The sequence below is a fragment of the Chryseobacterium proteolyticum genome, assembly GCF_046591535.1.
GTDB classification, from domain to species: Bacteria; Bacteroidota; Bacteroidia; order Flavobacteriales; family Weeksellaceae; genus Chryseobacterium; species Chryseobacterium proteolyticum.
The window spans coordinates 229615-241337 of sequence record NZ_JBJLWK010000004.1 but is presented as its reverse complement, the minus strand read 5'-3'; the positions used below and the strand labels follow the sequence as shown (position 1 = coordinate 241337).

The following is an 11723-nucleotide window of genomic DNA, read 5'->3' as shown; positions in this document are numbered from 1 at the left end:
CATTTATTTAATTAAATTTGTTAGTCATTTCTAACATTTATGAATTTTACAAAAGGCGCTTGGCGAAAAGATAAAACACTCCACTCATTACCAGAAGTATACTCATCCATTAAAGTACCTAAAAACGGTTCTTTCTGGAGGAAATACCTTGCGTTTGCAGGTCCCGGTTTAATGATTGCAGTGGGATACATGGACCCCGGAAATTGGGCTACCGATATCGCGGGAGGAGCTCAATTTGGCTATACCCTGCTTTCCGTTATACTTATTTCCAACATTTTCGCAATGGTTTTACAGCATTTATCTGTAAAGCTGGGAGTAGCTACAGAGAGAGACCTTGCACAAGCATGCAGGGATCACTTTAGCCCGACTACCAATTTTATCTTGTGGATCCTTTGTGAGATTGCCATTGCCGCCTGTGATCTCGCAGAAGTTATAGGATCTGCGATCGCACTCAACCTGCTTTTTCATATCCCCCTTACCTGGGGAATCGTAATAACCACAATAGATGTCTTACTTATCCTTTTGCTCCAGGCTAAAGGATTCAGATGGATCGAAAGTATTGTAGGAGGACTTATTTTTATTATTCTCGCATGTTTCATTTATGAAATCGTTATTTCAAAACCGGCCGTTAATGAAATACTGGGAGGTCTTGTTCCGCAAAAAGAAATTATTCAGAATCCTGCTATGCTTTATATTGCTATAGGAATCCTGGGAGCTACGGTAATGCCCCACAATCTTTATTTACACAGCAGTATTGTACAGACGAGGGATTATACAAGGGATAACGCAGGTAAAAAAGAAGCTATAAAATTTGCCACTTTAGATAGTACGATCTCCTTAATGCTTGCTTTTTTCATCAACGGAGCAATTTTAATACTGGCGGCAGCTACCTTCCATATCACAGGAAATAAACATGTTGCAGATATCCATGACGCTTATAAAATGCTGACCCCAATCCTGGGTGCTTCTATGGCAAGTATAGCATTTGCGATCGCTTTGCTTGCCTCAGGTCAGAATTCTACATTAACAGGGACACTGGCCGGACAAATTGTAATGGAAGGTTTTCTGAATATCAGATTAAAGCCCTGGTTAAGAAGATTGATAACCAGACTTATCGCGGTTATTCCCGCTTTAATTGTTGCGATTCTGTACGGAGAAAAAGGGACAACAGATCTTCTGGTTTTAAGCCAGGTTATCTTATCCATGCAACTCAGCTTTGCTGTAGTTCCACTCGTAATGTTTACTAATGACAAAGCCAAAATGGGCGATTTCGTCAATAAGCCTTTCATGAAAATCTGTGTCTGGGTTATCTCAGCCATTATCATTGTCCTGAATCTTTATTTGTTGTATCAAACATTTTCCGGAGAATAATTTTTCTGCCTTAATGTCCATATTTGCTATTTGGCAGAATCTTTGACAAACAACTCTTTAAAATAGTTATTGAATATGGAAAATCAGGATATCAACGAAGAAAACATCAATAAGCAACAAGAAGACAACATTCAGAGCGAAAATGCTTCTGAACAAAATGTGACAAATACTCCGACTGCGGAAGAACTTTTGGCAGAAGAGAAAGACCGTTATATTCGTCTTTATGCTGAGTTCGAAAATTATAAAAAGAGAACTTCCAAAGAAAAGATGGAGTTCTTCCAATATGCTAATCAGGACATGATGGTTTCTATGCTTGGAGTACTGGATGATTTTGAAAGAGCGTTAAAAGAAATCGCTAAAAACGGAAATCCGGCGGATCTGCAGGGTGTAGAACTTATCTATCAGAAATTCAAAAATAAACTTACAGAGAAGGGGTTGAAATCAATGGAAGTAAAAGCCGGAGATTCTTTTAATGTGGACCTTCACGAGGCAATTACTCAGATTCCTGCTCCATCTGATGATTTAAAAGGTAAAATCGTAGATGTAATCGAAACGGGATATACTTTAGGAGATAAGGTAATCCGTTTTGCTAAAGTAGTAACAGGAAACTAATATTAATAAGTGATAAATGGTGAGCAATATACGGTGATAACATCCCTTATATGCTCTACACATCTTTTGTCATTTATCTGAAATCAATTATACAATTGTCATGTCAAAAAGAGATTATTACGAGGTTCTTGAGATAAGCAAATCTGCTTCAACCGAAGAAATAAAAAAATCATACCGTAAAATGGCCATCAAATATCACCCTGATAAAAATCCGGGAGATAAAGAGGCTGAAGAAAAATTTAAAGAAGCTGCCGAAGCTTATGAAGTATTGAGCGACGATCAGAAACGTGCAAGATACGATCAGTTCGGTCATGCAGGTGTAGGTGGAAACGGCGGATTCGGCGGTGGATTTGGCGGCGGAATGAATATGGAGGATATTTTCAGCCAGTTTGGAGATATTTTCGGTGGTCATTTTGGCGGCGGTGGATTCGGTGGCGGTGGACGTCAGCAGGTAAAAGGTTCTAATTTAAGAATCCGCATCAAGCTGAATCTTGAGGAAATGGTAAACGGTACCCAAAAGACTCTTAAAGTAAAAAAAAATGAAGATGGCAGAAGGTGCCACTTCTAAAACGTGTCCTACCTGTAATGGTTCCGGAGTTCAGGTGAAAGTAATGAACACCATGTTCGGACAAATGCAGACACAGGCTACGTGCGGAACTTGTCAGGGTATCGGAAAAGTTGCCGATAAAATCCCGGCAGGTGCAAATGCACAGGGACTTATAAAAGATGAGGAGGAAATTACCATTAATATTCCTGCAGGAGCAAGAGACGGAATCCAGCTTAATGTAAGAGGAAAAGGTAACGACGCTCCTTTCGGAGGAGTTCCGGGAGATCTGCTTGTTATCGTAGAGGAAGAAGTAGATAAAACAATCAAAAGAGAAGGAGACAATCTTCACCAGGAGTTATATATTTCATTTGCAGAAGCTGCATTGGGAACCAAAAAAGAAGTTCCTACGGTAGGTGGAAAGGTAAAAATCACTGTAGATCCCGGTACGCAATCAGGAAAAATCCTGAGACTGGCCGGAAAAGGCCTTCCTAGCATTGACAGTTATGGAAAAGGAGATATGTTTATACACATTAATGTATGGACTCCACAAAAATTAACGAAAGATCAGAAAGATTTCTTTGAAAAACAGATGTCCAGCGGAGAAATGGTTGCAGAACCATCCGGGAAGGAGAAGACATTCTTTGATAAAGTAAAAGATCTTTTCAACTAAAATATAAAAAGAGGCCTGCAAGGTCTCTTTTTTTATTGGCGTTCTGTTTTAATGTTCCGGAATTTATATTTTCTCACCTAAGACCATAGATGATCAAACTTTTTAAGCCATTACAAAAGATATTTCAGTTTGCGGTTAGCCAATACAAGAATAAAACTGGCAGTCAGTAATGTTATCACGAAAATCAACATTTCGAACGGATAATATAAACCAAGTGTCCATTTCATAATCAGAGGATGTATCACATAGATTGCAGTGGACAAGCTGGCAAGAATTTTAGTATCTATCATTACAGACACATTTTTGCAGTAGATAAATACCAGCGGACAGGCTAATAATAAAGAAAACAACAGGTCAATATTTTCTGTAGAACTGATCATGATAAAATTGAAAAAAAGACTCTGAAATCACAAGCCCGGTCAAAGCAATAACTGTGATCAGTGAAGGCCTGTATCTCATATCAAGGTTAAGCTTATTGATCAGATATCCTATTGTTAAAAAAGGAAAGCATACCAGGAGAAAGTTCCTGTAAGACGGATAAAGATTGATTAATTTATCTTTTTGCCCCCCAAAATAATGGAGATTTCCTATCGTCTGTAATGCGTAGCCTATACTGAATAATAAAACAATAAGCGCTAGCATAAACCTTACCGGTTTCTTCCTGATTAAAAATAAAATAATCGCTGAAAAAAAAAGTTCCTATCAAATACCATAAGTGATGATATCCAAATAGAATGTTTATGAATATATCTTCTTTTTTCCAGAAGGGAATATAAACCAGCGACCAGATCAGGTAAAGCAAAAATGTCCTTATCAGCCACTTTTTAAGCTTTTGTGTATTGTCTACGTAATAAAAATAATATCCCGTAATGATTAAAAATGTGGGCACCGCCATTCTGAAAACCCCGTTAACAAGTACGAAACCAAGTACAGGACGGGTATCCTGAAATAAATGCATGTGCAGGAAGACAACAAAAAATGCAAGGACAATTTTCAATATATCAATGGACAGATTCCTCATGAGCCGTAAACATAATACAGCGTAAACAAGAATGATAAGTCAATCGTCTTGCTGTCTATTTTTAAAAGAGAACCTGCATACATCTATTTACGGGTTGCCAGAGTATATATTTTTTTGCCTAATGTAAAAAGTGCCACGGCAAGTAAGCCACCTATCATTCCAAACGTAAACTCTTTAAGTACTGATGGCCAGTCAGGGAGAAAATGATGAAGATACGCTATATTATGAACAAAAATTCCTCCGGAAACCAAAATGAGGGCTATTGTTCCCACGATTGCCAGCATTTTAATAATAATAGGTAATGCTTTCACCAGTAAATGCCCCAGTTTGGAGAAAAAGCCTTTATCATTACTCTTTCTGATCAGCTTAAAGCCGGCATCATCCATCCTTACAATTAAAGCCACAATACCATACACTCCTATGGTTGCCAGGAAAGAAACCAAACTTACCGTAATGATTTGTGTCAGTAGAGGATGTTGTTCTTCAAGAACGGTTCCAAGAGCGATAATTACAATTTCGATTGAAAGAATAAAATCTGTGGTAATTGCTGATTTAATTTTCGATTTTTCTGAATTTTCATCATCTTCATTTTTTGTGCTTTCTTCTATGACTTCATGTCCTTTTTTATCCCGATGAAATAAAAACTCAATGATTTTTTCAACTCCCTCGAATGCAAGGTAAAAACCTCCTAAAATAAGAATGATTTCTATTGCAGGCTTATACAGCCAGTGTAGCAAAAAGGCGATCGGCAGAATAATTAGCTTATTAATAAAAGAACCTTTGGTAATTGCCCATAACACAGGTATCTCCCGTGATGAAATGAAACCTGTAGCCTTTTCGGCATTTACCGCCAGGTCATCTCCCAAAATCCCTGCAGTTTTCTGAGTTGCTATCTTACTGGTTACAGCCACATCATCCATAAGAGCAGCGAGATCATCTAAAATTGCAAAAAAACCGGAAGCCATATGTAATTTATTATTTAACAACAAAAATAACTATTTAATTCTATATCTCATTTTCTTTTAAAATCAATTTAACAAAGAAAAAATTCATAAATCAGAAGAAGCCTTGTGATCATATCATCCATTTTTTTTATTGAACTTAATAATAAACCTCACAATTCTTCTCATATTTGCCAGGGTATAAAATCCTTAACAATATGGACGAAACTGAAATCTGGGAAAAACAACTGCAATCCATCTGGCAGCAATTAGGGAAAATAAGCAATGAAGATTTTATCAGGCGGATCAAAGATCATGTTCAGCATCTAACCGATAAAAAAGCAATTGCTGATTTTGAAATGGCTTGTGCTTTTGATTCAACAGGAAATGAAAAAGAAGCTGAACCATTGTATCGTTCAGCCTTACACCATGGCTTATCGGGTTTACGCAGAAGAAGGGCCAGAATTCAGCTTGCAAGTACACTGAGAAACAATGGAAAAATCGATGAGAGCATTCGGATCCTCAGAGAAGAAAAAATAAATGAGTCTGATGAGCTTGATGATGCAGTGGATTCTTTTCTTGCACTTTCATTGTACTCAGCCGGAGAGAGTAAAGAGGCATTATCCTTAGCGTTAAAAGCTTTATCCCGGCATTTACCCCGATACAACAATTCATTATACAAGTACGCTGAAAATTTAGAAACATCCAATAAACATGATAGCACCGGATCTTGAAAACAGCCCTGCCTTAACCCAGAATCATCATATTTTTCTTACATTTGATTTATGAAAAAGCTCATACTCAGATATCATTTTTTTATTTTAGGATGTATCGGCTTTTTATTAAATTCATGTAATTCAAGATTCAGAGTTTGGGTGGGGAATAACAATCAGCAGAAAATTTACAATTTAAAATACGGTGAGCATAAAAGACAGAAGATGGATGTTTTCCTTCCGTCCGGGTATGCTAAAGAATCCCCTGTTGTTCTTATTGTACATGGAGGGGCCTGGAAGTATGGCAGAAAAGAACATATGATCCAGATCCAAAAAATGCTTTTTAAAAATAATATTCCCAGCATCAATATCAATTACAGGCTCGTTTCAAAATCTAAAAAAATTACTTACAGGGAGCAGTTGGAGGATATCAGCTCGGTAATTGAAAAGTTTAATTCTTTAGCGGAAAAAGCGGAACTCCAACCTGATAACTATATTATCCTGGGAGAAAGTGCGGGTGGACATTTGGCTTTACTTTATGGTTACCAGCATCCGGATCAGATCAAAAAGATTATTTCTTTAAGCGGTCCTACTGATTTTTATTCTCCGGAATTTTTACACTCATTTTACTCGAAATATACCTCACCTACCTTACAAAAGGTGGTAGGAACCAGATTTAACCGTCACAACCTATCTGAGGAATTTAAAATAGCAAGCCCGATTGCCAATATTACAAATGTCCCTACGCTGATCTTTCAGGGAAATCAGGATTTTCTGGTTAATAAAAGCCAGGGGCTCGCGCTGGATTCGGCTTTAGCAAGCCGGAACATTACCCGTAAACTGGTTTTCATGAAAAATACAGGACATGCCCCAAGATTTTTCAGCAAACGAAAAAGAGACAGTATCATCTACCCTAATATCCTGGAATGGATAAAAAAATAACCTGCAAAAAGCAGGTTATTATATTTTACAATTCAAATCACTTTATTCAGGTGAATTATCTTCGTATTTACTGTGATCCACTTTCTTACCAAAAAGAAACTTAATAATGATCGGAAGCGTAGTGATCAGAACGATCACAATAATGATCAGTTCGAGCTTTTCTTTAAGATTGATACCAAATTGTTCCTGGAATAATTTATCCAGATAGTGACCTGCAAAGATCAGGATGAACGACCATAGTACTGCTCCGATGATATTGTCTCTGAGGAACTCTTTTTTGTCCATTTTCACAATTCCCGCAACAATAGGAGTAAACGTTCTTACTACAGGTAAAAATCTTGCCATGATAACGGCTAAAGCTCCATGCTTTTCAAAAAAATCATGAGCCTGGTACAGGTATTTTTTCTTAAACAAAAAGGTATCTTGTTTTTTATAAAGAGCAGGACCTGCCTTTACCCCAAAGTAATATCCCACTTCATTACCTACAACAGCAGCAAATGCTACAGCAGTGGCAAGGATGGTAGTATCAAGAAGATCGCTCCCTGTAGAGCCAAATGTCTCTTTGATAATTTCAACAGCATAAATTCCCGAAACAAACAATAAAGAGTCTCCTGGTAAAAAAAAATCCTACAAAAAGACCAGTTTCAGCAAAAATAATAAACAGAATCAGCCAAAACCCTCCCATTTTAATATAAAACTCCGGGTTTAATAAATCTTTCCAGCTATTGAAATCTTCCATACATATTGATAAGTAACAAAAATAAGTCTAAAAAGTCTGATTAAGAAATTAATTATAAGATTTTAACTAAAAAACCAGAATAATTTTTACAGGTCTAAATCATCGTCAGAAACCGCGGTTCCATCGGCCATGAGAAAAGCTTTCAGGAATGGCGTAAGATTTCCGTTCATTACCGAATCCACATCTGAAGTCTCATAACCAGAACGTACATCTTTTACCAGTTTGTAAGGATGCATCACATAGTTCCTTATCTGACTTCCCCACTCGATTTTCATCTTATTGGATTCAATCTCGTTTCGGGCTTTCATTCTTTCTTCAAGCTCCATTTCATATAATCTGGAACGAAGCAATTGCATTGCCTTTTCCTTATTCTGCAGCTGCGATCTTGATTCCGAGTTTTCGATAATGATCCCGGTTGGCGCGTGACGGAGACGCACCGCTGTTTCCACCTTGTTAACGTTCTGCCCTCCGGCTCCTGAACTTCGCATGGTTTCAAATGAAATGTCCGCAGGGTTTATATTAATTTCAATAGTATCATCTACCAATGGATAAACATACACGGAAACAAAGCTTGTGTGTCTTTTGGCATTACTGTCAAAAGGTGAAATTCTTACGAGCCTGTGAACACCATTCTCTCCTTTAAGGTAGCCGAAAGCGTATTCTCCATCCATTTCCAATGTCACTGTTTTTACGCCGGCAACGTCTCCTTCCTGATAATTCAGCTCCCGAATTTTATATCCCTGCTTTTCCGCCCACATCGTGTACATTCTCATCAGCATTGCCGCCCAGTCACAACTTTCAGTACCTCCTGCCCCTGCCGTGATCTGTATGACGGCTGAAAGCTCATCCCCTTCGTTGGAAAGCATATTTTTGAATTCAAGGTCTTCTATTTTTTCTACCAGTTTTGGAAATGTCTCATCCAGCTCTTTTTCAGAATCAGGATCTTCTTTGGCAAATTCCATTAGAACCTGCAGATCCTCAAACTGAGTAGCAATTTCCTGGTAATCTTCCACCCATCTTTTTTTAGAACGAAGCTGCTTTAAGAACGCCTCCGCCTCTTTCGGATGATCCCAAAATTCAGGAGCAGCCGTTTTTTCGTCGTCATTAGAAATTTCTATTTTCTTCTTTTCAATCTGAAGATATTTATGGAGATCTTCAATTCTGGACTGAACATCTTTTATATGGTCGTTGTTAATCACGAAATTTTATTTTTTGCAAAAATAAGGATAAAATTTTGAGCAATGAGCATAGCTATTAGCAATCATTTTTTCCTGAGTTAATGTTGAACAAGATCAATAATATTTTTTGACCCAATGGAAATAGATATTAATCAGAATAAGCTATTATTTGTAGCTATAAAGCCAATAATTATAAATAAAAAATGTGCTGCTAATATAAATGGCAAACTCTTCTTACCTCCAAACCTATCAATAATATTTCCATAGATGGCAAATTGAAGTATGCCAAATACCAGAAAATACATGGATATATTATCCGGTAATACAATTCCTAAAAAGCAAAGTGGAAAAATAACTGTGATCAGCGCATAATTTCCATGACCCGCTCCTGCAAAGAAAACTGACAAAAAAATAAGAGGAACTGTTAATACAGCAAAAAGATTCGTATATCTATATCTCATAACATCTTTAATTGATCTTATCCGCAATGATCTCTCCAATTTTTGGGGCCAGTGCAACGCCCATCCCGGAGAGTCTTACAGCACAAAACTGTCTTTCCGACACCTGTTTTACAATGGGAGTTTTTTCTGAACCCATTGCCATGATCCCCGACCATCGAAGGCCAATTTTAAAATCATGATCAGGCAGAATTACCTCTTTCAAAAAATTTTCCAGATGATTCTGTAAAAATTCAGTAGTCTGAAAATCACGGGTTTCTTCAGTCTTAAAATCCTGGTTTCTCCCGCCTCCCAACAGCACCCTGTTTCCTACATTTCTGAAATAATAAAATCCCTCATCGTAATGGAAAGTTCCTTTTAATTTTAAATTTTGAACGGGTTCCGTAACTAAAATCTGACCTCTGGCAGGAATGATTTCTTCATTTTCTAAAAATTGGGAGCTAAAAGCATTGGTACAGTGAATAACCTGTTCTGCATGAACAGACAAATCTTCAGACAACCTGACTTCCATTCCGGTGTTTTCCTCAATTACATCCGTAACCGGTGTTCCAAAAAGGAATTCAACTTTCAGGTCCTGACATTTCTCAAGAAGCTTTTGTAAGAGCTTTCCTGAATGGAGACTTCCTTCACATGGATTTTCAATCAGAAAGTCCGATTTTCCCAACCCAAATGCTTTGATTTTATCTTGTTGTAAAGAATAAGTGGCTGAAATTCCTGTTATGAGCTTCATTTTTTCATTCACTTCTTGCATCTTTTCTAAGGGAGATTCATTATTCAGGATTTCAAAGCCCCCACTCAAATCAAAATCAATTTCTGAATTCTTAAAATACTTCTGAATTTTCAGAAGCCCTTCAAACCTCATCTTAATCAATTCCAAGGTCTTGTCCCATCCCATTTTTCCCTGATCGGCAATAATTTCCGTCAGGCTCCCAAAGCAGGCAAAGCCGGCATTTCTTGTTGAAGCGCCCAGCGGAATCGGATTTCTTTCAATAATTAAAACAGATAGGTCAGGATATTTTTCTTTAATGGAAATAGCTGTCCAAAGCCCGGTAAACCCTGATCCAATAATAATAACATCCCTTCTCCGGTAAAAGGTTTCAAGTTCCCAGATGCTGTTCATCGGTGATGAGTAATTAGCCTTTGTCTTTTCCTCCCTCCTCTTCATCATTGTGATGAAAACCTATTGCCCTCGCAGGTTCTTCTACCACTTTATAGGTTTCAAGTTCGGTTCGTAAGGATTTAATCCTGTATTGAAAATCATCAAAATTATTGATAATCGCATCATTTAAAAATTGTTCAACCTGTTGCAGATATTCTTCTGTAAGTTTGCCTGCTGCATCTCTCAGGGCTCCATTTAAGAGGACATCGTCAATTACAAGTTTTTCATTTTTTGTTCGCTGGTAAAGATTTTTTATCCTCTTCTTCAGACTTTGTGTAAAATCCATCAGCATGGTATTGCTGAAAGCCTTCATTTTGGATGCACTTCCATTCCAGAAAGGTACTTTATCTGCTTTGTTATTTTTAAGGATCTTATAGAGCAAAGAATCGCTTTCCAGCCCTTTCGTCATTCCGTACAGGATAATTTCCGAACGCTCAGCAGCATTAGGAGGAAAAACAGGAATCATTACATCGAATCTTCCCGGCGCCAGAATCTCCTCATCAATCTCCGATACGGACTTGGCAGACCCCACCATCACTACGTCTTCTTTTGCAAATTTTCCGATGTAATGAAGAATGATCTCCTGCGTTTCAAGATTGCAGGATGCCACATTGTTCTCTGCACTTCTTTCCATCATGATTTCATCAAAATCATCCATAAAAAGAAGCACCTTATCCTCCGTCATCATCTTTATGAGAAAATCATTAAAATTTGTTTTATTCCCATCGATTAATGATGTTCCCAGATAATGTTTTTTAACTTCCTTAAACTGATAATTGATGATCTCTGCAATTTTGTTGGCCCAGAAAATCTTACCACTTCCCGGAGGTCCGTAAAGAATGATCCCCGCAGGCTTATTGATTCCCCAGTCTTTTATCTGTTGCTTATTTAAAAATGGCTCCAAGACACTGGAAATATAAAAGAACAGATCCCGGTAACCTATGAAATCCCGGTGTTGAAGACTGGTCTTATGTCCAAAATAGTTGTAAACAAACTGATAATTTCCACCCAGCTTATTATCTATTCCGTAACTGGAAATTGAAGAACGGAATATTCCGTTATCAAAAATATTAGGAGTGCTGTCCTGAATTGCTTTTTCTATCTTTTCTTTAGGCTGATTGATCGTCTCCGCAATTTGTTCAAGGGTTTTATTCTGATCAAGATCTTTTTCGTAGGTCCTTAAAAAATCTACATTCTCGCGGGCAAACTTTTCAAAATCATCTTTGATCTCAAAATTGGTACTCATACATACCCCAAGTTCCAGGTCAAAATCCTGGATAAATTGCTTGATTGCCTCTACGGAAATATTTAATTCTTTTGCAAGCTCAATTAACTTCATATTCACGAATTATACTACCAAATTTAATATTTT

At 37.4% G+C, this 11723-nt stretch carries 11 protein-coding genes and 2 pseudogenes; 5 read left to right on the top strand and 8 right to left on the bottom strand.

Annotated elements, in window-relative coordinates; all coding sequences use genetic code 11:
* Positions 1–39: 39 nt before the first annotated feature.
* The 3 genes and pseudogenes from ACJ5H0_RS16915 (at position 40) to dnaJ (ending at position 3200) form a co-directional block, all read left to right on the top strand.
* Positions 40–1371, top strand: a complete 1332-nt coding sequence (locus ACJ5H0_RS16915; protein WP_172277124.1) for an Nramp family divalent metal transporter — start codon at positions 40–42, stop codon at positions 1369–1371.
* A 75-nt stretch (positions 1372–1446) separates the two neighbouring features.
* A complete protein-coding gene (locus ACJ5H0_RS16910) occupies positions 1447–1983 on the top strand; it encodes a nucleotide exchange factor GrpE (protein ID WP_411250757.1) in 537 nt (178 codons plus the stop codon).
* A 100-nt stretch (positions 1984–2083) separates the two neighbouring features.
* Positions 2084–3200 (top strand): annotated as a pseudogene (dnaJ, locus tag ACJ5H0_RS16905) (molecular chaperone DnaJ).
* Positions 3201–3554: 354 nt separating this feature from the next.
* Here the strand turns inward: dnaJ and ACJ5H0_RS16900 are convergent.
* From ACJ5H0_RS16900 to ACJ5H0_RS16890, 3 genes are all read right to left on the bottom strand, one after another.
* On the bottom strand, positions 3555–3842 hold the full coding sequence (locus tag ACJ5H0_RS16900; RefSeq protein ID WP_411250991.1) for a hypothetical protein: 288 nt from the start codon (positions 3840–3842) through the stop codon (positions 3555–3557).
* Positions 3754–4221, bottom strand: coding sequence for an acyltransferase family protein (locus tag ACJ5H0_RS16895; RefSeq protein WP_411250753.1), 468 nt, complete (start codon positions 4219–4221; stop codon positions 3754–3756). Before ACJ5H0_RS16895 ends, ACJ5H0_RS16900 begins: the two co-directional genes overlap by 89 nt.
* Positions 4222–4304: 83 nt before the next feature.
* The gene (locus tag ACJ5H0_RS16890) at positions 4305–5186 is read right to left on the bottom strand and encodes a DUF808 domain-containing protein (RefSeq protein ID WP_172277112.1); all 882 of its coding nucleotides are present in this window, start codon (positions 5184–5186) and stop codon (positions 4305–4307) included.
* A 194-nt stretch (positions 5187–5380) separates the two neighbouring features.
* Here ACJ5H0_RS16890 and ACJ5H0_RS16885 point away from each other — a divergent pair, with 194 nt between their 5' ends.
* Both ACJ5H0_RS16885 and ACJ5H0_RS16880 read left to right on the top strand, forming a co-directional pair.
* Positions 5381–5896, top strand: coding sequence for a tetratricopeptide repeat protein (locus ACJ5H0_RS16885; RefSeq protein WP_411250750.1), 516 nt, complete (start codon positions 5381–5383; stop codon positions 5894–5896).
* 51 nt (positions 5897–5947) lie between these two features.
* A complete protein-coding gene (locus ACJ5H0_RS16880; protein ID WP_411250748.1) occupies positions 5948–6817 on the top strand; it encodes an alpha/beta fold hydrolase in 870 nt (289 codons plus the stop codon).
* Positions 6818–6859: 42 nt separating this feature from the next.
* On the opposite strand, the pseudogene ACJ5H0_RS16875 reads toward ACJ5H0_RS16880, so the two are convergent.
* The 5 genes and pseudogenes from ACJ5H0_RS16875 to ACJ5H0_RS16855 all read right to left on the bottom strand — a co-directional run bounded on the left by ACJ5H0_RS16875 (position 6860) and on the right by ACJ5H0_RS16855 (position 11690).
* Positions 6860–7556: pseudogene (locus ACJ5H0_RS16875) on the bottom strand (DedA family protein).
* 86 nt (positions 7557–7642) lie between these two features.
* On the bottom strand, positions 7643–8755 hold the full coding sequence (gene prfB / locus ACJ5H0_RS16870; protein ID WP_172277100.1) for a peptide chain release factor 2: 1113 nt from the start codon (positions 8753–8755) through the stop codon (positions 7643–7645).
* Positions 8756–8886: 131 nt separating this feature from the next.
* On the bottom strand, positions 8887–9195 hold the full coding sequence (locus ACJ5H0_RS16865) for a hypothetical protein (RefSeq protein WP_172277097.1): 309 nt from the start codon (positions 9193–9195) through the stop codon (positions 8887–8889).
* 7 nt (positions 9196–9202) lie between these two features.
* A complete protein-coding gene (locus tag ACJ5H0_RS16860; RefSeq protein WP_411250745.1) occupies positions 9203–10357 on the bottom strand; it encodes an NAD(P)/FAD-dependent oxidoreductase in 1155 nt (384 codons plus the stop codon).
* On the bottom strand, positions 10326–11690 hold the full coding sequence (locus ACJ5H0_RS16855; protein ID WP_411250743.1) for an AAA family ATPase: 1365 nt from the start codon (positions 11688–11690) through the stop codon (positions 10326–10328). The genes ACJ5H0_RS16860 and ACJ5H0_RS16855 overlap by 32 nt, the downstream gene beginning before the upstream one ends.
* Positions 11691–11723: the final 33 nt, after the last annotated feature.

Coding starts and splice junctions, on each gene's coding strand:
- ACJ5H0_RS16915 (WP_172277124.1), top strand. CDS start 40: ATGAATTTTACAAAAGGCGCTTGGCGAAAAGATAAAACACTCCACTCA.
- ACJ5H0_RS16910 (WP_411250757.1), top strand. CDS start 1,447: ATGGAAAATCAGGATATCAACGAAGAAAACATCAATAAGCAACAAGAA.
- ACJ5H0_RS16900 (WP_411250991.1), bottom strand. CDS start 3,842: ATGCTAGCGCTTATTGTTTTATTATTCAGTATAGGCTACGCATTACAG.
- ACJ5H0_RS16895 (WP_411250753.1), bottom strand. CDS start 4,221: ATGAGGAATCTGTCCATTGATATATTGAAAATTGTCCTTGCATTTTTT.
- ACJ5H0_RS16890 (WP_172277112.1), bottom strand. CDS start 5,186: ATGGCTTCCGGTTTTTTTGCAATTTTAGATGATCTCGCTGCTCTTATG.
- ACJ5H0_RS16885 (WP_411250750.1), top strand. CDS start 5,381: ATGGACGAAACTGAAATCTGGGAAAAACAACTGCAATCCATCTGGCAG.
- ACJ5H0_RS16880 (WP_411250748.1), top strand. CDS start 5,948: ATGAAAAAGCTCATACTCAGATATCATTTTTTTATTTTAGGATGTATC.
- ACJ5H0_RS16865 (WP_172277097.1), bottom strand. CDS start 9,195: ATGAGATATAGATATACGAATCTTTTTGCTGTATTAACAGTTCCTCTT.
- ACJ5H0_RS16860 (WP_411250745.1), bottom strand. CDS start 10,357: ATGAAGAGGAGGGAGGAAAAGACAAAGGCTAATTACTCATCACCGATG.
- ACJ5H0_RS16855 (WP_411250743.1), bottom strand. CDS start 11,690: ATGAAGTTAATTGAGCTTGCAAAAGAATTAAATATTTCCGTAGAGGCA.